Consider the following 22,127-nt stretch of genomic DNA (forward strand, 5'->3'; position numbering starts at 1 on the left):
GCCGGGATCGGGGCTGACGGTTTCAGCGGACAAGGGTCTCCTGGATGTCGGTCGCGCGGCGGGTGATCTCGGCCGCGATCCCCGAGGGGCCGGCGCCGAGCACGCTCCGCGACTCGCTGATGATGGTGGCGGCGCTCAGCGCGCCGAACAGCCGCTGCGCGTCCGCGACGGCCGCGCCCTGGTGGCCGAAGCCGGGCGCGAGCACCGGGAGTGCGGGGTGCAGCGGCTCGTCGATGCCGATGCCGAAGTCGCCCAGGGCGACCGTGGCGCCGAGCACCACGCCGACCGAGCCGATCGACGCGCGAGCGTGAGCGTCGTTCCAGGATGCCACGTCCGCCACGACCGCGCGTGCCACGGTGGATCCCGCCCGGTCGCCGTCCTGCACGAGAGCGCGCTGCACGGGACGGGCCTCGGGGTTGGAGGTGGCTGCGAGGACGAACACGCCCTTGCCCGCCTCCTCGGCGAGGGTCAGCATCCCCTCGAGGGAGCCGAGCCCCTGGTAGGCCGCGGCGGTCATGGCGTCCGCCTCGAGCGGCGAGCCCGGCCGGAGCCACGCCTCGGCGTAGGCGGTGACGCTCGTGCCGATGTCGCCGCGCTTGACGTCGGCGATCACCAGCAGTCCGGCCTCGCGGGCGTCGGCGAGCACGCGCTCGAGCGCGGCGTAGCCCGCCGAGCCGTGCCGCTCGAAGAACGCGATCTGCGGCTTCACCACGCCCACGCGGCCGGCCGCCGCCTCGACGACCGTGCGGCCGAAGCTCTCGAGTCCGGCTGCGTCGTCGGCGAGGCCCCACGCGTCGAGCAGGTACGCGTGCGGGTCGATCCCGACGCAGAGCCGGCCGTGCGCGGCGAACGCCGCCTCGAGGCGCGAGCCGAAGGAGGCGGTGCCCGCCGCGCCGCCGCTCACGCGGTGCGCTCCGCGCGGCGCAGGGCGTAGTCCTGCAGGCTCGTCACCTCGAAGGGCTCGTTCGCCGCGTCGAGCGAGGCGACCGCGGCCGCGAGCTGGGCGATCGTGGTGAACAGCGGCTTGTCCGCGGCGACCGCGGCGGCGCGGATCTCGTAGCCGTCGGCGCGGGTCGCTCCTCCGCTGGGCGTGTTGATCACCACGTCGACCTCGTCGCGGGCGATCAGCTCGACGATGGAGGGCGCGTCGCCCTCGGCGGTCTCGCTGTACTTGCGGACCACGCGGGCCTGGATCCCGTTGCGGTTCAGCACCTCGGCCGTGCCCTCGGTCGCGAGGATGTCGAAGCCGAGCTGGCGCAGGCGCAGCGCGGGCAGGACGATCGAGCGCTTGTCGCGGTCGGCGACCGAGATGAAGACGGTCCCGCTCGCCGGCATGCCGCCGTACGCGGCGTCCTGGCTCTTCGCGAAGGCGCGCGGGAAGTCGCGGTCGATCCCCATGACCTCGCCGGTGGAGCGCATCTCGGGCCCGAGCAGCGAGTCGACGATCTGGCCCTCCTTGGTGCGGAAGCGCTTGAACGGCAGGACCGCCTCCTTCACCGCGATGGGAGAGTCCATCGGGACGTCGGAGCCGTCGCGCTCGGGCAGCAGGCCCTCGGCCTTCAGCGCGGCGATGGTCTCGCCCACCATCAGGCGCGACGCGGCCTTCGCGAGCGGGATGCCCAGCGCCTTCGACACGAACGGCACGGTGCGCGAGGCCCGGGGGTTCGCCTCGAGCACGTAGAGCACGCCCTGGCCGATCGCGAACTGGACGTTCAGCAGTCCCCGGACGCCGACGCCCTTAGCGATCGCGAGGGTCGCCTCCCGCACCTGGTCGATCTGCCGGCGGCCGAGCGTCACCGGCGGGAGCGTGCACGCCGAGTCGCCGGAGTGGATGCCGGCCTCCTCGATGTGCTCCATCACGCCGCCGATGTAGAGCTGCTCGCCGTCGAAGAGCGCGTCGACGTCGATCTCGATCGCGTCGTCGAGGAAGCGGTCCACCAGCAGCGGGTGCGCCTCGTCGATGATCCCCTCGCCGGCCATCCGCTCGAAGTAGTCCTCGAGCTGGGGCGTGCCGTAGACGATCTCCATGCCGCGCCCGCCGAGGACGAAGGACGGACGGACGAGGACCGGGTAGCCGATCTCCACCGCGACCTCACGGGCGCCGTCGAGGTCGGTCGCGGTGCCGTTGCGCGGAGCGAGAAGCCCCGCCTCGTCGAGGATCCGCGAGAACGCGCCGCGCTCCTCCGCGAGGTCGATGTTCGCGGGGGTGGTGCCGAGGATGGGCACGCCGGCCGCCTCGAGGCCCGCGGCGAGCCCGAGCGCCGTCTGGCCGCCCAGCTGCACGACGACGCCGACGAGCTCGCCGGACTGCGACTCCGCGTGGATGACCTCGAGCACGTCCTCGAGAGTCAGCGGCTCGAAGTAGAGGCGGTCCGAGGTGTCGTAGTCGGTCGAGACCGTCTCGGGGTTGCAGTTGATCATGATCGTCTCGAAGCCCGCGTCCGAGAGCGCGAACGAGGCGTGCACGCAGGAGTAGTCGAACTCGACCCCCTGGCCGATGCGGTTGGGGCCGGAGCCCAGGATGACGACCTTGCGGCGGTCGGCGGCGACGACCTCCGTCTCCTCGTCGTACGAGGAGTAGTGGTACGGCGTGAGCGCCGGGAACTCGCCCGCGCAGGTGTCGACGGTCTTGTAGACCGGGCGCACGTCCAGCGCGTAGCGGGTGCGGCGGACCTCCGCCTCGTCGAGCCCGCGGAGCTCGGCGATCTGCGCGTCCGAGAAGCCGTGGTCCTTCGCCAGGCGGAGGAGTCCGGCGTCGAGGCCGTCGTGCTCGCGCACCAGGTCGGCGATCTCGTTGATCAGCACGATCTGGTCGAGGAACCAGGGGTCGATCTTCGTGGACTCGAACGCCTGCTCGACCGTGGCTCCCAGGCGCAGCGCCTGCTGCACGGTGACGATGCGGCCGTCGGTCGGGGTCCTCGCGATCTCGAGGAGCTCCTCGACCGAGCGCTCCTGCGCGCCCCAGTGGAACGACGAGCCGCGCTTCTCGAGCGAGCGGAGCGCCTTCTGCAGCGCCTGCGCGTAGTTGCGGCCGATCGCCATCGCCTCGCCCACCGACTTCATGGTCGTGGTCAGCGTCTTGTCGGCGGCCGGGAACTTCTCGAACGCGAACCGCGGGACCTTCACGACCACGTAGTCCAGCGTCGGCTCGAAGCTCGCCGGCGTCACCTTGGTGATGTCGTTCGGGATCTCGTCCAGGCGGTAGCCGATGGCGAGCTTCGCGGCGATCTTGGCGATCGGGAAGCCGGTCGCCTTGGAGGCGAGGGCGGAGGAGCGGGAGACGCGCGGGTTCATCTCGATCACGATGATCCGGCCGTCCGCCGGGTCGATCGCGAACTGGATGTTGCAGCCGCCGGTGTCCACGCCCACGTCGCGGATGATCCGGATGCCGATGTCGCGCAGCTTCTGGTACTCGCGGTCGGTGAGGGTCAGCGCCGGTGCGACGGTGATCGAGTCGCCCGTGTGCACGCCGACGGGGTCGACGTTCTCGATCGAGCAGACGACGACCGTGTTGTCGGCCGTGTCGCGCATGAGCTCGAGCTCGTACTCCTTCCAGCCGAGGATCGACTCCTCCAGGAGCACCTCGGTGGTGGGGCTCTGGTGCAGGCCGTCGCCGACCATCCGCACCAGCTCCTCGCGGGTGTAGGCGAAGCCGGAGCCCAGGCCGCCCATGGTGAACGACGGGCGGATGACGAGGGGGTAGCCCAGGTCCTCGGCGTACTCGATCGCCTCGTCGACGGTGTGCGCGATGTAGGACTTCGCGACGTCGGCGCCCGCGTCCAGCACCAGCTGCTTGAAGATCTGGCGGTCCTCACCGCGGTTGATCGCCTCGAAGCTCGCGCCGATGAGCTCGACGCCGTACTTCTCGAGGATCCCGAGGTCGTGCAGCTGGATGGCCGCGTTCAGGGCCGTCTGCCCGCCGAGGGTCGGCAGGATCGCGTCCGGCTTCTCCTTGGCGATGATCGCCTCGATCGCCTTGGGCGTGATCGGCTCCACGTAGGTGGCGTCGGCGAAGTCGGGGTCGGTCATGATCGTCGCCGGGTTGGAGTTGACGAGGATCACGCGCACCCCCTCGGCGCGCAGCACGCGGCAGGCCTGGGTGCCGGAGTAGTCGAACTCGACGGCCTGTCCGATGACGATCGGGCCGGAGCCGATGACCAGGACGCTCTGGATGTCTTCCCTGCGCGGCATTACTTCTGCTCTCCGATGCTGCTGGTCGTGGGGATGTCGGTGGGCTCCGAGGCCGCGCGCCCGGCCGTGCGCTGCACGACCATCTCGCGGAAGCGGTCGAAGAGGTGGTTGGAGTCGTGCGGGCCGGCCGCCGCCTCCGGGTGGTACTGCACCGAGAAGGCGGGGATGTCGAGGCAGCGCAGGCCCTCGACGACCGAGTCGTTGAGGGAGTAGTGGCTGACCTCGACGCGGCCGAAGCCCTCGGGCGAGTCCAGCTCGCCCTCGATCGGCGCGTCCACGGCGAACCCGTGGTTCTGCGAGGTGATCTCCACGCGGCCGGTGAGCTTGTCGAGCACGGGCTGGTTGATCCCGCGGTGGCCGAAGGGGAGCTTGTAGGTGCCGAAGCCGAGAGCGCGCCCGAGCAGCTGGTTGCCGAAGCAGATGCCGAAGAACGGCAGGTCGGCGCGCAGGGTGGTGCGCAGCAGCTCGACGTGGCGGTCCGAGGCCTCGGGGTCGCCGGGGCCGTTGGAGAAGAAGAGCGCGGACGGGTCGAGCGCGAGCACCTGCTCGGCGGTCACCGACTCGGGCAGCACGTGCACGTCGAAGCCGCGCTCCGCGAGGTAGTTGACCGTCGAGGTCTTCACCCCCAGGTCGATGACCGCGACCGAGCCGACGCGCTCGCCGCGGGCGGGCACCGTGTACTGCTCGTCGGTCGAGACCGAGGAGGAGAGGTTGAGCCCCTGCATCTGCCGGCCGCCGAGGACCAGCGCGAGCTGCTCCTCCTCGGGGAGGGCGAGGTCCTCGCCGGAGAACACGCCGGCGCGCATCGAGCCCGCCGAGCGGATGTGGCGGGTGATCGCCCGGGTGTCGACGCCGGAGATCCCGACGATGCCGTCGGTCTCCAGGTCGTCGCCGAGGGAGCGCTGCGCGCGGAAGTTGGAGACGACGCGGGAGGGGTCGCGGACGACGTAGCCGGCGACCCAGATGCGGCGCGACTCCATGTCCTCGTCGTTGGTCCCGGTGTTGCCGATGTGGGGCGCGGTCTGCACGACGATCTGGCCGGCGTAGCTCGGGTCGGTCAGCGTCTCCTGGTACCCGGTCATGCCGGTGGCGAAGACGATCTCGCCCAGGGTGCGGCCTCGGGCGCCGTAGGCCTGTCCCCGGAATCGTCGTCCGTCCTCGAGGACGAGGACGGCGGTGGGTTCGGTGCTGAGGCGTGTCGTTGGCACGGACTAGGAGCCCTTCTGGGTCGTGTCGGGGCCGCCGTCGGCGGCTCCGGGGTGGGAGGGGGAGGAACGGAGGCCGGCGAGGCGCTGCAGCTCGGCGACCAGGTGCGCCCGGAGGGCGGGCTCGGCCACGCGGAGGTAGCTGTCGACGGTCTCGTCGCCGCGGGGCGACCAGGAGATCACGAGCAGGCCGCCCTCCTCGACGACGCGGTCGATCACGTAGCTGCCCTGGCCCGCTCCGCGCAGGAGGGAGGCCGGGATCACCGTCTCGCGCTCGCCGACGGGGGCGATCACGACGCCGCGCTCGTGGAGGCGCAGCACCGCGTTGCCGCGGAAGCCGAGCCCCGGCAGCACGACGCGCTCGAGCGGCTGCTCGAAGCGGGTCGTGGCCACGTACGGGAGGTCGACGCGCTCGACCTCGGCGCCCAGCGAGGACGCGGGCACGGGCTCCGGCGCGAGGGCGGCCGAGCGGCGGCGCCGCGCGCGCCAGGAGAGCAGCATGCCGACGAAGACGAGGACGACGACCGCGGCGATGACGATCGTGATCGCGGCCCTATCCACGGGAGGCCTTCGCGGAGCCGGCGACGACCGCCGCGTCGACGAGCTCGCCGTCCAGCACGGTCGGGAAGCCCCGGTGGAGGGTGGCGACGACGCGGCCCGGCAGCTCGCGACCGAGGTACGGGGAGTTGCCGCTGCGGCCGCGCAGGTCCTCGACGGAGAAGCGGCGTCGCGCCTCCGGGTCGTAGAGCACGACGTTCGCGGCGGCCCCGACGGCGAGGCCCCGGTCGTAGCCGTCGAGCCGGCCGATGCGGGCGGGGGCGGAGGAGAGCACGCGCGCGACGTCGGACCAGCTCATCCGCCCGTCCTCGACGACGGCGGCGTGCACCACGCTCAGCGCGCTCTCGAGGCCGACCATGCCGAACGCCGCGGCGTCCCACTCGCAGTCCTTCGCCTCGACCGGGTGCGGCGCGTGGTCGGTGGCGACGATGTCGATGGTGCCGTCGGCGAGGGCCTCGCGGAGGGCGAGCACGTCCTCGTCGCGGCGCAGCGGCGGGTTCACCTTGAAGCGGGCGTCGTAGCTCGGCCCGTCCTGGCCGGCGACGGCCTGCTCGGTGAGGAGCAGGTGGTGGGGGGTGACCTCGGCGGTCACGTCGATCCCCCGGGCCTTCGCCCAGCGGATGACGTCGACCGAGCCCGCGGTCGAGACGTGGCAGACGTGCAGGCGGGAGCCCACGTGCTCGGCGAGGAGCACGTCGCGGGCGATGATCGCCTCCTCGGCCACGGCGGGCCAGCCCTGCAGGCCGAGGGCGCTGGAGACGGCGCCCTCGTTCATCTGCGCGCCCACGGTGAGCCGCGGCTCCTGCGCGTGCTGGGCGACGACTCCGTCGAACGCCTTGACGTACTCGAGAGCGCGGCGCATCAGCAGCGCGTCCGAGACGCACTTCCCGTCGTCCGAGAAGACCCGCACGGCCGCGCGGCTGCGGGCCATCGCGCCGAGCTCGGCGAGCGACTCCCCCGCCAGACCCACGGTCACCGCGCCGATCGGGCGGACCGTCGCGTAGCCGGCGTCCTCGCCCAGGCTCTGCACCTGCTCGACCACGCCCGCGGTGTCCTGCACCGGCGAGGTGTTCGCCATCGCGAAGACGGCGGTGAAGCCTCCGGCGGCCGCAGCTCGCGTGCCGGTGAGGATCGTCTCGCTCTGCTCGAACCCCGGCTCGCGCAGGTGGGTGTGCAGGTCGACCAGGCCGGGCAGCGCCAGCAGGCCGTCGGCGTCGATCACGCGGGCCCCGCGCGAGTCGAGGTCGGCGCCGATCTCGACGATCACGCCCCCGTCGATCAGCAGGTCGGCGGTCGACTCGTCGGCGAGCGTCGCCCCCGAGATCAGGATCCGCTCCGGCGCCGTGCTCTGAAGCGGCTGGGCAGTGCTCATCAGTGGACCTCCCGTTCGCCGGACAGCAGCAGGTAGAGCGCGGCCATCCGGACGGACACTCCGTTCGTGACCTGTTCGAGCACCGTGGAGCGGCTCGAATCGGCGGCCGCCGAGGAGATCTCGACGCCCCTGTTCATGGGTCCGGGGTGCATGACGATGGTATCGGGACCCAGCCGGGCGAGCCGCTCGTCGTCGAGGCCCCAGATCCGCGCGTACTCCCGGCCGTTGGGGAAGAACCCGCTCGACATCCGCTCGAGCTGGATGCGCAGGAGCATCACGACGTCGGGGAGCCCGGTGTCGATAGCCTCGTCCAGATCGAAGCGGATGGTCGCGGGCCAGTCGCGCGTGTCGACCGGCACGAGGGTCGGCGGTGCGACCAGGGTCACCTCGGCGCCCAGCGCCGTCAGCAACCAGACGTTCGAGCGCGCCACCCGCGAGTGCAGGACGTCGCCGACGATGGTGACCGCGACGCCGTCGAGGCTCTTGCCGCGGGACGCGGAGGCGCCGTGCAGGCGCCGGCGGATGGTGAACGCGTCCAGGAGCGCCTGGGTCGGGTGCTCGTGGGTCCCGTCGCCGGCGTTGAGGATCGAGGCGTCGATCCAGCCGCTCGCCGCCAGAACCGCAGGGGCTCCGGAGGCGCTGTGGCGGATGACCACTCCGTCGGCGCCCATCGCGGCGAGCGTCTGCGCGGTGTCCTTCAGGCTCTCGCCCTTGGAGACGCTGGAGCCCTTCGCGCTGAAGTTGATGACGTCGGCCGAGAGCCGCTTCGCCGCCGCCTCGAACGAGATCCGCGTGCGGGTGGAGTCCTCGAAGAAGAGATTGACCACGGTCTTCCCGCGCAGGGTCGGCAGCTTCTTGACCTCGCGGTTCTGCACGTCCGCCATGTCCTCGGCGATGTCGAGGAGGGCGATCGCGCTCGCGCGGTCGAGGTCCCGGGTCGAGAGCAGGTGCTTCACGGAGCCGTCTCCTCGCCGGTGGCCTGCGACTCGATCGCGACCAGGTCCTCACCGTCCGTCTCGACGAGCCGGACGTTGATCCGCTCGCTCAGGCTGCTCGGCAGGTTCTTGCCGACGAAGTCCGCCCGGATCGGGAGCTCGCGGTGTCCGCGGTCGACCAGCGCGGCCAGCCGCACGGCTCGCGGACGGCCGATGTCGCTGAGGGCGTCCAGGGCGGCGCGGATGGTGCGGCCCGAGAAGAGGACGTCGTCGACGAGGACCACGGTCCGGCCGTCGATGCTCGCGGGGACGGCGGTGCGCGCGGGGGTGCGGACCGGGTGCCGGGAGAGGTCGTCGCGGTACATGGTCACGTCGAGGGAGCCGGCGAAGACGGGGGGACCGTCCGGCTCGATCCGCGCGATCGTCTCGGCGATGCGCCTCGCGAGGGCGACGCCGCGCGTCGGGATGCCGAGGACGACCAGCGACTCGGGGCCGCGGTTCGACTCGAGGATCTCGTGGGCGATGCGCGTGAGCGCTCGCGTGATGTCAGCGCCGTTGAGCACGATTCGTGCCGTCACACCGACCTCCTTCCCCGCCTCACAGGACGGCTGTTAAAGGAAAAGCCGTGACGAGTATAGGGGCCGTCGCGTGGCCCGCCGGACGACCTCCCCGGGAACGACCTCGGCCCGTCCGATCACGGGGATCCGGCGGGCCGAGCAGGTCTCCGGGGCGGGTCAGGCCGTCGTGCGGGACTCCGCGACGGAGGCGAGGAGCCCGTTGATGAAGCCCGCCGAGTCGTCGGTCGACAGCGACGTGGCGGCCTCGACGGCCTCCGAGATGGCGACGCCGTCGGGCACCGCGTCGTTGTGCAGGATCTCCCACACCCCGATCCGGAGGATCGCGCGGTCGACCAAGGGCATGCGCGAGAGGGTCCAGCCCTGGGCGAGCCGGGCGATCAGCTCGTCGATCTCGTCGGCGTGGTCGATGACCCCGTCGACGATCTCACGGGCGTAGAGCCACGAGGCCTCACGGGCCGGCTCGTTCGCCGCCCGCTCGGCCTCGGCGCGCAGCGACTGGGCGAAGCTGATCTGCCGGACGTCGGCGTTGTAGAGGATGTCGAGGGCGCGCTTGCGCGCCTTCGTGCGAGCACTCACGGGAGGCCCGGCTCAGCTGACGCGGCCGAGGTAGTCGCCCGTGCGGGTGTCGACCTTGACCTTCGTGCCCTGCTCGAGGAACAGCGGGACCTGGATCTGGTAGCCGGTCTCGACCGTCGCGGGCTTGGTGCCGCCGGTCGAGCGGTCGCCCTGGAGGCCCGGCTCCGTGTACGTGATCTCGAGGACGACCGAGGCGGGGAGGTCGATGTAGAGCGGGTCGCCGTCGTGCAGGGCGAGGGTCACGTTCTGGTTCTCGAGCATGAAGTTCGCCGCGTCGCCGACGACCGCCTCGGGGACGGTGATCTGGTCGTAGTCGCTGGTGTCCATGAACACGAAGTCCGCGCCGTCGCGGTAGAGGTACTGGAAGTCGCGGCGGTCGACGTTGGCCGTGTCGATCTTGGCGCCCGCGTTGAAGGTCTTGTCGACGACCTTGCCCGTGAGGACGTTCTTCATCTTGGTGCGGACGAAGGCGCCGCCCTTGCCCGGCTTGACGTGCTGGAAGTCGATGACGTTCCAGAGCTGGCCGTCGATGCTGAGGACGGTGCCGTTCTTGATGTCGGTGGTAGAGGCCATGCGAAGGGGGATCCGTTTCGGTGGAAGTCTGCGCCGGCGAGCCCGGTACGCGGGCGCGGCGATATCGGCCGGTCCGGCTGACCCGTCGAGTGTAGTCGACGCGGCCCCGTCGGCAGAGGAGTCTGGACGCCGCATGCGAATCGCCCCACCGGTCCGCCGGAGCGCGAGACGGTGGAGGACCGACCCGAGGAGGAGCACAGGGACGCCGTTCCCGCCGACACCGTCGTGCCGCCCTGGTACTCGATCGCGTTCACCGCGGTGCCGATCGTCATCGCCGTCGTGATCGTGCTCGTCGTGGTGCTGATCGTCGTGAACGTGCGCCGGGCGCGCTCGCTCGGAGTGGATCCGCTGACCCTTCGGACCGACGTCGCGGCCCGCTTCGCGCGCGAAGGTCCCGGCTCCGCCCGCCCGCTGGCGGACCGGCTCGCCGAGCTGGAGGCACTGCGAGCGGCGGGCACGATCACCGACGCCGAGTACGCCCAGGCGCGGAGGGCCGCCCTGGGCGGAGGCTGACGGCGCCGCCCGGGCTCAGCCGAGTCGGACCTACGATCCGATCTCCTGGTACGCCGCGAACAGCAGCGACGTCTCCGGCCCCTGCAGGATGCTCGGGCGGGCGATGTCGTCGAGGACCACGAAGCGGAGCATCCCCGCGCGGGTCTTCTTGTCGCGCTGCATCGCGGCGAGGAGCGTCTCCCACCGTCCGAGCGGGTAGCTCGTCGGCAGGGTCAGCGACTCGAGGACCCGGCGCTGGCGGTCCACGACCGCGTCGCTGAGCGAGCCGGTCAGGCGCGAGAGCTCGGCCGCGAACATCATCCCGACGGAGACGGCCGCGCCGTGGCGCCACTGGTAGCGCTCGGCGTGCTCGACCGCGTGCCCGAGGGTGTGCCCGTAGTTCAGGATCTCGCGCAGGCCCTTCTCGGTGAAGTCCTCGCCGACGACCCGCGCCTTGATCCCGATCGACAGCTCGACCAGGCTGCGGAACTCCTCCGACGTCGGGTCGGTGGCCAGGTCGATGTCGGACTCGATGATGTCGAGGATGCGCGGCTCGGCGATCATCCCGTACTTCACGATCTCGCCGAAGCCGGCGAGGATCTCGTTGCGCGGGAGGCTGGTCAGCACGTCGAGGTCGGCGACGACCGCCCGCGGCGCGTGGAAGGCGCCGACGAGGTTCTTGCCCTCGGCCGTGTTGATGCCGGTCTTACCGCCGACGGCCGCGTCGACCATCCCGAGCACGGTGGTCGGCACCTGCACCAGGTCGACCCCGCGGAGCCAGGTGGCGGCGACGAAGCCGGCCAGGTCGGTGATCGCGCCGCCGCCGAAGCCGACGACCACATCCGTGCGGGTGAAGTCCGACTGCCCCATCACCTGCCAGCAGAAGGCCGCCACCTCCACGCGCTTCGCGGCCTCGGCGTCCGGGACCTCGGCGAGCAGCACCTCGTAGCGCTCGAGCAGGCTCTCGCGGATCTCGGCGGCGAGGACCGCGAGGGTCGGCGGGTGCACGATGAGCACCTTCGCGGCCCGGGGGCCGATCGCGTCGGCGAGGCCGTCGAGGAGTCCGCGCCCGACGTGGATGTCGTAGCCGTTCTCTCCAGCGACGGGGATGGCGGTGGTGCCGTCGTTCATGACTGTCTTCCGCTCGGGCGGCTCGTGGCCGCCGGGTCCGATGGTGCAGGGGTGGCGGAGGGGCGCTGCGCGCGCACCCACTCCGCGATCTCGGCGGCGATCAGGGTGATCGGCCGCCGGGAGGTGTCGACCACGGTGTCCGCGAGGGACTCGTAGACCGGGCGCCGCTCGTCGAAGATGCGGACCCAGTCGCCGACTCCGCCGCGCACCAGCGGGCGGGAGCCGGAGCCGAGCCGGTCGCGGACGGCCTCGGCCGTGGTGGTGAGGAGCACGACGGGCACGTCCGCGAGGTCGGCGCGCGTCGCGGGATCGAGCACCGCTCCCCCGCCGAGGCTCAGCACCACGTCGCGGCGGACGGCGCGCTCGACGACACGGCGCTCCTCCCGGCGGAAGGCCGGCTCGCCGTGGGCGTCGAAGTAGGGGGCGATCGGGCCGTGGGTGCGCACGAACTCCGCGTCGGAGTCGACGAACCCGGCGCTCAGCGCCTTCGCGACCCGCTTGCCGATCGTCGTCTTGCCGGCGCCCATCGGGCCGATCAGGACGAGGCGGGCGCGGGCCGCGCCGGTATCGTGACCCGCCATCAGCGGGCCGCCGAGGACGCGGCCATCAGGCGAGCCCGAGACCCGGGTCGCTCGCGGCGGCCGTGCGGAGCTCGTCGGGGATGGCGGCGAGGTAGCCCTGCAGGTTGCGGCGGGTCTCGGTGACGCTGTCGCCGCCGAACTTCTCGAGCACGGCGTTCGCGAGCACCAGGGCGACCATCGCCTCCGCGACGACACCGGACGCCGGCACCGCGCAGACGTCGGAGCGCTGGTGGTGAGCGCCGGCTGCCTCGCCGGTGGCGACGTCGACGGTGCGCAGCGCGTGCGGCACGGTCGCGATCGGCTTCATGCCGGCGCGGACCCGCAGCACGGTCCCCGTGCTCATCCCGCCCTCGGTGCCGCCGGCCCGGTCGCTGGACCGGGAGATGCCGGCGTCGGACTGGAAGAGCTCGTCGTGCGCCTCCGAGCCGCGGCGGGTGGTGGTGAGGAAGCCGTCGCCGACCTCGACGCCCTTGATCGCCTGGATCCCCATCAGGGCTGCCGCGAGCTGGGAGTCGAGACGACGATCCCAGTGCACGTAGGAGCCGAGTCCGGGCGGGAGATCGTACGCGAGGACCTCGACCACGCCGCCGAGGGTGTCGCCGTCGTCGTGGGCGCGGTCCACCTCGGCGACCATGAGGGCGCTGGTCGCGGCGTCGTGGCAGCGCAGCGGATCCGCGTCCAGGGCGGCGACGTCGGCCGGGCCGGGCAGCGGCGAGCCCTCGGGCACGCGGACCGGCCCGATGGCGAGGGTGTGGCTGACGAGCGAGACGCCGAGCTCGCCGAGGAAGCGGCGGGCGACGGCACCGAGGGCGACACGGGCCGCGGTCTCGCGGGCGGAGGCGCGCTCGAGCACGTTGCGGGACTCGGGGAAGCCGTACTTCTGCATCCCGACGAGGTCGGCGTGGCCCGGGCGGGGCCGGGTGAGCGCGGCGCCGCGGCCCTTGGGCAGGCTCTCGGGGTCGCGGGGCTCCGCCGACATGACGTCGACCCAGCGCGGCCACTCCGTGTTGCCGATGCGCAGGGCGATGGGGCTGCCCATCGTCGCTCCGTGCCGGACGCCGGAGGAGATCGTCAGCTCGTCCTGCTCGAAGTTCATCCGGGCTCCGCGGCCGTAGCCGAGCTTCCGGCGCGCCAGATCGGCGCGGATGTCGTCGAGGGAGACGGGGACGCCCGCCGGCAGTCCTTCGAGGACGGCGACGAGTTCGGGACCGTGGGATTCCCCGGCCGTGAGCCAACGGAGCATCCTCCGATTCTGGCACACGAGGTCAGTGCGCCGGACCCGCCGAGACTGCTCGGCGCATCGCCGCGAGCACCTCGTCCTCGCGATCGAGAGGCAGGGCCGGGTCGCCGCCGACGAAGATCCGCACCTGCACGAGGGCCTGGTGGAGCAGCATCCCGAGCCCGGAGACGACCGGGGAGCCGCCCTGCTCCCAGCGCTGGGCGAGAGCGCTCGGCCACGGGGAGTACGCCACGTCGAACAGGGTCGAGCCCGCGACCGCCGCGTCGGGCACGTCGAGGCCGTCAGCCGCCCCGCCGGGGAGCGTCGAGATCACCAGCGGCGCTCCGGTGGACCAGTCGGCGAAGGAGCGGACCGAGAGCGGGACGCCGAGCGACTCCGCGAGCGGAGCGAGCTCGACGGCCCTCGACGCCGACCGCAGGACGAGATCGACCCGCGCCGCGCCGAGCTCGGCGGCGGCGGCCAGGGCGGAGGCGGCGGTCGCTCCCCCGCCGAGCACCTGGACGCGCTCCGCCGAGACGACGCCCGCCTCGGCGAGGGCGCGCACGATGCCCGCGACGTCGGTGTTGAACCCGCGGAGGCGGGGTGCCGGGCCGGAGCGGTCGACCAGCACGGTGTTGACCGCGCCGGTGACCCGGGCGACCGCGTCCTCCTCCGCCAGCAGCGGGCGCACCGCGTGCTTGAGCGGCATGGTCAGCGACAGGCCGTGCCAGGGCTCACCGGACACGACCTCGGAGAGGGTCGCCTCCGTCGTCTCGACGGCGCGGTAGCTCCAGTCGAGTCCGAGGACCCGGTAGGCGGCCGCGTGCAGCGCGGGCGACTTCGAGTGCGCGATCGGCGCGCCGAGGACCGCGAGGCGGTACCCGGCGACCGTCACTGGTACTCCGGGTGGTCCCGCATCCAGGCCTGCCACTGGTCGACGGCCGCGTTGTGCTCGGCGTCGGTGGTGGAGTAGACCGTCTCGCCCGTCTCGAGGTTCACCGTGACGAAGTACATCCAGGTGCCGTCCGCGGGGTGCATGACCGCGTCGATCGCCACGTCGCCCGGGTTCGAGATCGGCGCGGGCGGCAGGCCGTCGCGCTGGTAGGTGTTGTAGACGTTGCCGGCGTCGTTCCGCTCGGCGTCCGTGGTCGAGACGCGGTCGGTCGCGCCGGTGCCGTACGCCACGGTCGCGTCCGACTGCAGGCGCCACCCCTGGTCGAGGCGGTTCTGGAACACGCGCGCGACCTTCGGGAAGTCCTCGGCGACGCGGGCCTCGCGCTGCACGAGGGACGCGAACACCACGACGCGGTAGCGGTCGTCCACCGGCACACCGGCCTGGTCGAGCGACTGGTACATCCGGTCGACCAGCGTCTTCAGGATGTCGTGCGCCGGCGTCGACGGGTCGATGTCGTAGGTCGCGGGGAACAGGAACCCCTCGAGGCTCGTCGCCCCGGCCGGGAGCCCGAACGAGCCCCAGTCGGCGGCGGCCGCCTCGAGGTCCGTCAGCGCGACCCCGGTACCGTCCGCGATGAGCGGCAGCGCCTCCTTGAGCGCCGTCCCCTCGGGGATGACGAAGGTGTTCGCGAGGCGCGTCGACTCGGAGTCGAGCAGCGCCGACAGTGCGGCCTTGGCGCTCATCTCGGCCTTGAGCGAGTACGCGCCGGGCTGGAAGACGGGCTCCGGGCTCTGGGCGAGGAGCAGGTCGTAGAAGGGGTCGTACGACTTGATGACCCCGTCCGAGACGAGGTTGTTGGCGATGTCGCTGCCGCCGTCGCCCTGGTGGATCGTGAACAGCACCTCGCTCGAGCCGGTGCCGGTGAAGTCGGTCGGCTCGGGCTCGGCGAACAGGCCGCGCACGGGCTCGAGGAAGATCGTGACGGCGATGGCGACGAGCGCGGCGAAGACGCCGAAGGCCAGAAGCCCGCCGATGAGCCCGCGGCGGCTGCGTCGCTTCTTCGCGCCGCCCGTCGCGCGAGCCGCGCGGCGACGCTTCGGGCGCGCGTCCGGGTCGAACGCGGCCGCGTCGTCGCGGCCACGGGGCTCGGGCACGTCGGGCCCGGTGAAGAGGCGGCCCAGCGGATCGTGCGCCTCAGTCGGCGCGGGCTGCTGCTCCGGAGTCGGGTCGGGCGGAGTCGGCTGCGCCTGCTCGGCGGCGCGGGCGTCGCGGCGGCTCGGGGGGACGTCGGTCACGAGGAGGTCCTTCGTTCGGTTCGAGCAGGACTCCGGCCGGGGTGCCGGCCGAGCGCTCGGAATCGATGGCGTGCTGCAGGATCACCACGGCGGCGACCTGGTCGATCACGGCTCGGGAGCCGCGGGTGGTGCGTCCGGAGCGGTGCAGGGCGCTCTGAGCGGTGACCGTCGACAGCCGCTCGTCGACGAGCCGCACCGGGGCGGTGGGCACCGCCTCGGCGAGCAGTCGAGCGAATCCGCGCGCGTCCTCCGTCGAGGCCGTCTCGGCCCCCGACAGCGACAACGGCAGTCCGACGATGATCGCCTGGGCATCGTACTCGGCGGCGAGGTGCGCGATCCGGGAGACGTCCGAGGATCCGCCGTCAGTGCCCGCCCGCGCGACCGTCTCGACGGGCACCGCGAGCAGGCCGTCGGCGTCGCAGCGGGCGACCCCGATGCGGGCACGGCCCACATCGATGCCGAGCCGGACGCCGAACCGGCCCATTCAGCTGGTCGCTTCCTGCACCACGGCCTCGAGCGCCGCGCCGATGGCGGAGACGTCGGAGCCGCCGCCCTGGGCGAGGTCGTCCTTGCCGCCTCCGCCGCCACCGAGGATCCCGGCGGCGCGCTTGGCGAGCGCACCCGCGCGGCGGCCCTGGTCGCGGGCGGCCTGGTTGGTGGCGACGATCACCGCGGGCTTGCCCGAGACGTCGGCGGCGAGCGCGACGACGGCCGGCTCCTGGCCGAGCCGCTCGCGGACGGAGGTCACGAGGGAGCGCAGCTCGTCGGTCGATCCCGCGGTGCCGATGCTCTCGGCGACGACGGTCGTGCCGCCCACCGTGCGACGGGTCGCGGCGAGGGCGGGCACCCGGTCGGCGAGGGCCTTGGCCTCGAACGCGGCGATCCGCTTCTCGGCGGCCTTGAGGCTCGCGACGAGCTCGCCGATCCGCTCGGGGAGCTGCTCGCGGGGTGTCTTCAGCGAGGACGAGATCGTGCTGACGAGGGCGCGCTCGGCGGCGAGCTCCTGGAAGGCCTCGCGGCCCACGAGCGACTCGACGCGGCGGTTGGTCGATCCGACCGAGGACTCGCTGACCAGGCTGATCACGCCGACCTCGGACGAGCGCCCGACGTGGGTGCCCGCGCAGAGCTCGCGCGACCAGGGCCCGCCGATGTCGACCACGCGGACGACGTCGCCGTACTTCTCGCCGAAGAGGGCCATCGCGCCGAGCGCCTTCGCCTCGTCGATCGGGAGCTCGCGCGTGACGACCTCGAGATTGTCACGGATCGCCGTGTTGGCGATCTCCTCGATCTCGCTGCGGGTCTCGAGCGAGAGGGCCTGGTTCCACGAGAAGTCCAGGCGCAGGTAGCCCGCCTTGTTGTAGGAGCCGGACTGGTGCGCCTGCGGACCGAGCACCTGGCGCAGCGCGGCGTGGATGAGGTGCGTGCCCGAGTGCGCCTGCGTGGCGCCCCGGCGCCAGTCGCGGTCGACGACGGAGGTGGCGGCGTCGCCCACTCCGACCTCGCCGCTGGCGACCTGGACCTTGTGGCTGATGAGCCCCTTGACGGGCTTCTGCACGTCGAGGACCTCAAGATCGAAGCCGGAGCCGACGATGCGGCCGGCGTCGGCCTCCTGGCCGCCCGACTCCGCGTAGAGGCTGGTCGCCTCGAGGATCACCTCGGCGATGTCGCCCGCGACCGCCTTCGTGACGGAGTGCCCGCCGACGATGAGGCCGAGGATGCGCGTCTCGGTGTCGAGCACGTCGTAGCCGGTGAACAGCGTCTCGCCGTGGGCGCGGAAGTCGGCGTAGACCGAGAGATCGGCCAGCGCCGACTTCTTCGACTTCGCGTCGGCCTTCGCACGCGTGCGCTGCGCGGTCATGAGGGAGTCGAACGCCTCGCGGTCGACCGTCAGACCCGACTCCTCGGCGATCTCGAGGGTGAGGTCGATCGGGAACCCGAAGGTGTCGTGCAGGAGGAACGCGGTGTCGCCCGGCAGCGTCGGCGACTCGGCCTTCTTCGTCTTCAGGACCGCGAGGTCGAGGATCTCGGTGCCGGCCGCGAGGGTGCGGAGGAACGCCTCCTCCTCGCCGTAGGCGCTGGTCGAGAGGCGCTCGAACTCCGTGGACACCTCGGGGTAGGCCGACGCCATCGCGTCGCGCGAGGCGGCGAAGAGCTCGGGGAACGTCGCGGTGTCCACTCCGAGCAGGCGCATGGCGCGCACCGTGCGGCGCATCAGGCGACGGAGGATGTAGCCGCGCCCCTCATTGGAAGGCGTCACGCCGTCCGACAGCAGCATCAGCGAGGAGCGCACGTGGTCGGCGATGACGCGCATGCGGACGTCGTCCTCGTGGACGGCTCCGTAGCGGCGGCCCGAGAGCTCGGCGGCGCGATCGAGGACCGGACGGACCTGGTCGATCTCGTACATGTTCTCGACGCCCTGCTTGAGGAAGGCGACGCGCTCGAGGCCCATGCCGGTGTCGATGTTCTTGCGCGGCAGCTCGCCGAGGATGTCGAAGTCGACCTTGCTCGTGCCCTCGCCGCGGAGGTACTGCATGAAGACGAGGTTCCAGATCTCGACGTAGCGGTCGTCGTCCGTCGCCGGGCCGCCGTCGATCCCGTAGGCGGGTCCACGGTCGAAGAAGATCTCGGAGCAGGGGCCCGCGGGGCCGGGCTGGCCGGTCGACCAGTAGTTGGTGTCCTTGTCCAGGCGCTGGATGCGCTCGTCCGGCAGTCCCGCGATCGTCTTCCAGAGCGCGATCGCCTCGTCGTCGTCCTTGTAGACGGTGACCCAGAGGTCCTTCTCGTCGAAGCCCAGTCCCCCGTCGCTCTCGGCGCCGGTGAGCAGCTCCCAGGCGTAGCCGATCGCCCCCTCCTTGAAGTAGTCGCCGAAGGAGAAGTTGCCGTTCATCTGGAAGAAGGTGCCGTGACGAGGCGTCTTGCCGACCTCCTCGATGTCGTTGGTGCGGATGCACTTCTGCACGCTGGTGGCACGCGGGTAGGGCGCGGGGACCACTCCGGTGAGGTAGGGCACGAACGGCACCATGCCGGCGACGGTGAAGAGGAGGCTCGGGTCCTCGCTCACGAGGGAGGCGGAGGGGACCACGGTGTGGCCGCGGCTCCCGAAGAAGTCGAGCCAGCGGTTGCGGATGTCTGCGGTCTGCATGGGTTCCGTTACGGTTCGGTCGGTGACGACGCGGATGTCGGGCGGCGGGGCGTCAGCCCTCGCCGATGGCGGCCTTCAGTTCGGCCTCGCGCTGGTGGTAGCCCTCGGAGACGGCCTCGCCGAGCTCCTTCGCGGTGCGGTTGATGTCGGCGAAGAGCCGGGCGCCCGCCTCGGTGCGCGAGACCTGGTGGGCGACCGCGAATCCGAGGCCGATCCCGATGACGATCAGGAGGATGTTCTTCACGGGGTGTCCTTCCACAGCGGCGGGGCGGGCGCGACGGCGCGACGACCCGTTCGATTCTAGGGCGCGGGCGCGGCGCTACTTCGAGCGCGGCCTCTTCGTGCGCTTCGCGGCGGAGCGGCCGACCGCGGCTCCGGCCTTGTCGGCCGTGCGTCCGGCGACGAGCACGGCGCGGACTCCGGCGGTGAAGCCGGCGAGCTTGATGAGCGGACCGCCGACGGTCGCGGCTGTGAGGGCGACGAGCGCGTTGACGTTGCCGGTGACCTCGGCGACGTCCTTGGTGATCGTGTCCACCCGCGCGAGCTGGTGGTTGGCCTCGCGGAGGGTGGAGGCCGACTCGTCGAGGATCGGCGTCAGGCCGTCGCTGGCCTGCTTGATGGCCTCGCTCGTGCTGTCGAAGACGCGCCCGAGCTTCCAGAGCGGGACGGCGGTGATCGCCACCAGGATCGCGAACACCCCCGCGGCGATGAGCCCTGCGATGTCTCCACCGGTCACGGTGACCTCCGTTCGATGCCGCCCAGCGCGGCACTCCAGCCTACCGACGGGCCGCGAGAGGGTCGGACGCGGGGACGGGCGCTCGGCTCGGGCGCGACGGCCGGATCGGGCGCAGCGCGGGACTCTCGGAGCGCGGCGGGCACTCCGGATCGCGACCCCGGGAACGGGAAAGGCCCCGGTGCGGACACCGGGGCCTTTCTCTGCGGGGCTGGACTCAGCGGGCCGCGTAGTACTCGACGACGAGCTGCACTTCGCAGGTCACGGGGACCTCGGCGCGCTTCGGGCGGCGCAGGAGCGTCGCCTGCAGCTTGTCGATCTCGACCTCGAGGTAGCCCGGGGTCTTGGGGAGGACGTCGACGTGTCCACCGGCGGCGGCGACCTGGAAGGGCTCGGTGCCCTCGGAGCGGGTCTTGACGTGGATGACCTGGCCCGGCTTCACGCGGAAGGAGGGGCGGTCGACCGTCTTGCCGTCCACCATGATGTGGCGGTGGGTGACGAACTGGCGGGCCTGCGCGGTGGTACGGGCGAAGCCCGAGCGCAGGACGAGGGCGTCGAGGCGCATCTCGAGGAGCTCGACCAGGTTCTCACCGGTCAGGCCCTGGGTGCGGCGCGCCTCCTGGAAGGCGATGCGGAGCTGCTTCTCGCGGATGCCGTACTGGGCGCGCAGACGCTGCTTCTCACGGAGGCGGACGGCGTAGTCGGAGTCGGCCTTGCGCTTCGAGCGGCCGTGCTCACCGGGAGCGTAGGGACGCTTCTCGAGGTAGCGGGCGGCCTTCGGGGTCAGGGGGATGCCGAGGGCGCGCGAGAGGCGCGTCTTCGAGCGGGTACGGGACGTGGTCGACACAGTGGTCCTTCCAAGGTCTGAGAGGTTCGGTCGCAGCTCTCGACCGCCGGCTCCGGGAGGAGGGCGGTCGCCGCGGTCGTGTCCTCCGCGGGTGCGGGGGAAGGGTGACCGCAGTGGCGGGCTGCGCGATTCAGAGGGATGCGCTGCTCCGCTCGGCTACAGAGCGGTGGGCAACCTCGCAAGACTATCAGGCCACGGCCTCCCGTGCGGGTCGCGCGAGCTCGTGGTCGGCGCGGTCAGCCCCGGTCGCCGCGGATGATGCGCAGGAGCTTCGCCAGGCGTGCGGAGACGTCGCGCTCGTTGCCGTGCTCGGTGGGCCGGTAGTACCGCGCGCCCTGGAGCGGATCCGGGAGGTACTGCTGCTCGAGGACGCCGAGGTCGGCGTCGTGCGGGTACCGGTAGCCCTTCCCGTGGCCGAGCTTCTTGGCGCCGGGGTAGTGCGCGTCGCGCAGGTGCGCCGGCACGCGGCCCGCGCGGCCCGCGCGCACGTCCGCGATGGCCGCGTCGATGGCGGAGTAGGACGCGTTCGACTTCGGGGCGGTCGCCAGGTGCACGACCGCCTGGGCGAGCGGGATGCGCCCCTCCGGCATGCCGATGAACTGCACGGCGTCCGCCGCGGCGATCGCGACGACGAGCGCCTGCGGGTCGGCCATGCCGATGTCCTCGGACGCGGAGACGATGATGCGGCGGGCGATGAACCGCGGATCCTCCCCCGCCTCGATCATCCGGGCCAGGTAGTGCAGCGCCGCGTCGACGTCCGAGCCCCGGATGGACTTGATGAAGGCGCTGATGACGTCGTAGTGCTCGTCGCCGTTGCGGTCGTAGCGCAGCAGGGCGCGGTCGACGGCGCGCGCGACGACCTCGGTCGTGATGACGGGGAGCGCGGGCTCCTCGGCGGCGGCCTCGACGGGAGCGCCCTCGTCGTCCTCGTTCTCCTCGTCCGGGTCCTCCGCGGCGGCGGCGCGGGCGACCCGGTCGGCCTCGCGGGCCTCCGAGCGGGCGGAGGTGGCGGCGGCCTCGAGCGCGGTCAGTGCCCGCCGGGCGTCTCCGGAGGCGAGCCGCACGATGCTCGCCCGGGCCTCCTCCTCCAGCGTCACCGAGTCGCGCAGACCCCGCTCGTCGTGCAGGGCGCGGTCGACCAGGACGCCCAGGTCGTCGTCGCTGAGCGGCTCGAGGGTCAGCAGGAGCGAGCGCGAGAGCAGCGGCGCGATCACCGAGAACGAGGGGTTCTCGGTCGTGGCCGCGATGAGGATGACCCACCCGTTCTCGACCCCGGGCAGCAGTGCGTCCTGCTGCGCCTTGGTGAAGCGGTGGATCTCGTCGAGGAAGAGCACGGTGGACGTGCCGTAGAGGTCGCGGGTGGAGAGTGCCTCCTCCATCACCTGCCGCACGTCCTTCACGCCCGCCGTGACGGCGGAGAGCTCGACGAAGCGGCGGCCGCTGGAGTGGGCCACCGCCTGCGCGAGCGTGGTCTTGCCCGTGCCGGGAGGGCCCCAGAGGATCACGGACACCGCTCCCCGCTCCCCCGTCGTGTCGGCGGCGAGGGCGACCAGGGGCGAGCCGGGCGTCAGGAGGTGGCGCTGGCCGGCGACCTCCTCGAGGCTGCGCGGCCGCATCCGCACGGCGAGCGGAGTCGCCCCGGAGCGGAGTCCGGCCTGCTGCATGGTCATGCCCCCAGCGTAACGACGGCCTCCGACAGAGCCCCGGCCCGACTGCCCGGCGCGACGGAGCGGCGTTTGTCGCGTCTCCGGCGGTTCTCGTAGGCTCGACGCGGCCTGCGTGCGCGGGCCGCCGCGCCGAAGCC

Annotated in this window: 20 protein-coding genes and 1 pseudogene; 1 reads left to right on the forward strand and 20 read right to left on the reverse strand. The window is 72.4% G+C overall.

The window, feature by feature from the left end:
• Window positions 1-22: 22 nt before the first annotated feature.
• The 9 genes from pyrF to efp form a co-directional block, all read right to left on the reverse strand.
• Window positions 23-904, reverse strand: coding sequence for an orotidine-5'-phosphate decarboxylase (gene pyrF, locus GTU71_RS05460; RefSeq protein WP_159939449.1), 882 nt, complete (start codon window positions 902-904; stop codon window positions 23-25).
• A complete protein-coding gene (gene carB, locus GTU71_RS05465; protein WP_159939450.1) occupies window positions 901-4,191 on the reverse strand; it encodes a carbamoyl-phosphate synthase large subunit in 3,291 nt (1,096 codons plus the stop codon). The genes pyrF and carB overlap by 4 nt, the downstream gene beginning before the upstream one ends.
• Window positions 4,191-5,399 (reverse strand): glutamine-hydrolyzing carbamoyl-phosphate synthase small subunit, encoded by a 1,209-nt coding sequence (gene carA, locus GTU71_RS05470; protein ID WP_104335604.1) that lies wholly within the window; start codon window positions 5,397-5,399, stop codon window positions 4,191-4,193. Before carA ends, carB begins: the two co-directional genes overlap by 1 nt.
• A gap of 3 nt (window positions 5,400-5,402) precedes the next feature.
• Window positions 5,403-5,957: a hypothetical protein gene (locus GTU71_RS05475; protein WP_104225322.1), complete on the reverse strand. Its 555-nt coding sequence runs from the start codon at window positions 5,955-5,957 to the stop codon at window positions 5,403-5,405.
• Complete coding sequence (locus GTU71_RS05480) at window positions 5,950-7,326, reverse strand: dihydroorotase (RefSeq protein ID WP_159939451.1); 1,377 nt, start codon at window positions 7,324-7,326, stop codon at window positions 5,950-5,952. The genes GTU71_RS05475 and GTU71_RS05480 overlap by 8 nt, the downstream gene beginning before the upstream one ends.
• Window positions 7,326-8,282, reverse strand: a complete 957-nt coding sequence (locus tag GTU71_RS05485) for an aspartate carbamoyltransferase catalytic subunit (protein WP_104224749.1) — start codon at window positions 8,280-8,282, stop codon at window positions 7,326-7,328. Before GTU71_RS05485 ends, GTU71_RS05480 begins: the two co-directional genes overlap by 1 nt.
• A complete protein-coding gene (gene pyrR, locus GTU71_RS05490; RefSeq protein WP_104224750.1) occupies window positions 8,279-8,839 on the reverse strand; it encodes a bifunctional pyr operon transcriptional regulator/uracil phosphoribosyltransferase PyrR in 561 nt (186 codons plus the stop codon). The genes GTU71_RS05485 and pyrR overlap by 4 nt, the downstream gene beginning before the upstream one ends.
• 156 nt (window positions 8,840-8,995) lie before the next feature.
• Entirely contained in the window at window positions 8,996-9,415 is a 420-nt protein-coding gene (gene nusB / locus GTU71_RS05495; protein WP_104224751.1) for a transcription antitermination factor NusB, read from the reverse strand.
• 12 nt (window positions 9,416-9,427) lie between these two features.
• On the reverse strand, window positions 9,428-9,988 hold the full coding sequence (efp, locus tag GTU71_RS05500; protein WP_068210208.1) for an elongation factor P: 561 nt from the start codon (window positions 9,986-9,988) through the stop codon (window positions 9,428-9,430).
• 171 nt (window positions 9,989-10,159) lie between these two features.
• On the opposite strand from efp, the gene GTU71_RS05505 reads away from it, so the two are divergent.
• A complete protein-coding gene (locus GTU71_RS05505) occupies window positions 10,160-10,501 on the forward strand; it encodes an SHOCT domain-containing protein (protein ID WP_159939452.1) in 342 nt (113 codons plus the stop codon).
• Between the two features lie 30 nt (window positions 10,502-10,531).
• Here GTU71_RS05505 and aroB read toward each other — a convergent pair whose 3' ends face one another.
• From aroB to GTU71_RS05560, 11 genes and pseudogenes are all read right to left on the reverse strand, one after another.
• Window positions 10,532-11,611 (reverse strand): 3-dehydroquinate synthase, encoded by a 1,080-nt coding sequence (gene aroB / locus GTU71_RS05510; RefSeq protein WP_104224752.1) that lies wholly within the window; start codon window positions 11,609-11,611, stop codon window positions 10,532-10,534.
• On the reverse strand, window positions 11,608-12,192 hold the full coding sequence (locus GTU71_RS05515; RefSeq protein WP_104225325.1) for a shikimate kinase: 585 nt from the start codon (window positions 12,190-12,192) through the stop codon (window positions 11,608-11,610). The genes aroB and GTU71_RS05515 overlap by 4 nt, the downstream gene beginning before the upstream one ends.
• 25 nt (window positions 12,193-12,217) lie before the next feature.
• Entirely contained in the window at window positions 12,218-13,435 is a 1,218-nt protein-coding gene (gene aroC, locus GTU71_RS05520; protein ID WP_104292662.1) for a chorismate synthase, read from the reverse strand.
• Window positions 13,436-13,457: 22 nt separating this feature from the next.
• A complete protein-coding gene (locus tag GTU71_RS05525; protein WP_208543611.1) occupies window positions 13,458-14,306 on the reverse strand; it encodes a shikimate dehydrogenase in 849 nt (282 codons plus the stop codon).
• Window positions 14,303-15,601, reverse strand: a complete 1,299-nt coding sequence (gene mltG, locus GTU71_RS16270; protein WP_104313171.1) for an endolytic transglycosylase MltG — start codon at window positions 15,599-15,601, stop codon at window positions 14,303-14,305. Before mltG ends, GTU71_RS05525 begins: the two co-directional genes overlap by 4 nt.
• 22 nt (window positions 15,602-15,623) lie before the next feature.
• Window positions 15,624-16,085 (reverse strand): annotated as a pseudogene (gene ruvX, locus GTU71_RS05535) (Holliday junction resolvase RuvX); the annotation flags it as partial.
• Window positions 16,086-18,743 carry an alanine--tRNA ligase gene (gene alaS, locus GTU71_RS05540; protein ID WP_104296193.1) on the reverse strand — a complete coding sequence of 886 codons (2,658 nt, stop codon included), beginning with the start codon at window positions 18,741-18,743 and terminating at the stop codon, window positions 16,086-16,088.
• Window positions 18,744-18,795: 52 nt separating this feature from the next.
• Window positions 18,796-18,987, reverse strand: coding sequence for a hypothetical protein (locus GTU71_RS05545; protein ID WP_104225329.1), 192 nt, complete (start codon window positions 18,985-18,987; stop codon window positions 18,796-18,798).
• 75 nt (window positions 18,988-19,062) lie between these two features.
• A complete protein-coding gene (locus tag GTU71_RS05550) occupies window positions 19,063-19,479 on the reverse strand; it encodes a DUF948 domain-containing protein (protein ID WP_104224759.1) in 417 nt (138 codons plus the stop codon).
• A 214-nt stretch (window positions 19,480-19,693) separates the two neighbouring features.
• Window positions 19,694-20,323: a 30S ribosomal protein S4 gene (rpsD, locus tag GTU71_RS05555; RefSeq protein WP_068210518.1), complete on the reverse strand. Its 630-nt coding sequence runs from the start codon at window positions 20,321-20,323 to the stop codon at window positions 19,694-19,696.
• Window positions 20,324-20,559: 236 nt separating this feature from the next.
• Window positions 20,560-21,993, reverse strand: coding sequence for a replication-associated recombination protein A (locus GTU71_RS05560; RefSeq protein WP_104351670.1), 1,434 nt, complete (start codon window positions 21,991-21,993; stop codon window positions 20,560-20,562).
• Between the last annotated feature and the right edge of the window lie 134 nt (window positions 21,994-22,127).

This window comes from Rathayibacter sp. VKM Ac-2762, assembly GCF_009866585.1.
Lineage (GTDB): Bacteria > Actinomycetota > Actinomycetes > Actinomycetales > Microbacteriaceae > Rathayibacter.

Excerpts from the sequence above, each read along its gene's own strand:
- carB (WP_159939450.1), bottom strand. The coding sequence starts at position 4,191 with ATGCCGCGCAGGGAAGACATCCAGAGCGTCCTGGTCATCGGCTCCGGC.
- GTU71_RS05480 (WP_159939451.1), bottom strand. The coding sequence starts at position 7,326 with ATGAGCACTGCCCAGCCGCTTCAGAGCACGGCGCCGGAGCGGATCCTG.
- efp (WP_068210208.1), bottom strand. The coding sequence starts at position 9,988 with ATGGCCTCTACCACCGACATCAAGAACGGCACCGTCCTCAGCATCGAC.
- aroB (WP_104224752.1), bottom strand. The coding sequence starts at position 11,611 with ATGAACGACGGCACCACCGCCATCCCCGTCGCTGGAGAGAACGGCTAC.
- GTU71_RS05515 (WP_104225325.1), bottom strand. The coding sequence starts at position 12,192 with ATGGCGGGTCACGATACCGGCGCGGCCCGCGCCCGCCTCGTCCTGATC.
- aroC (WP_104292662.1), bottom strand. The coding sequence starts at position 13,435 with ATGCTCCGTTGGCTCACGGCCGGGGAATCCCACGGTCCCGAACTCGTC.
- alaS (WP_104296193.1), bottom strand. The coding sequence starts at position 18,743 with ATGCAGACCGCAGACATCCGCAACCGCTGGCTCGACTTCTTCGGGAGC.
- GTU71_RS05560 (WP_104351670.1), bottom strand. The coding sequence starts at position 21,993 with ATGACCATGCAGCAGGCCGGACTCCGCTCCGGGGCGACTCCGCTCGCC.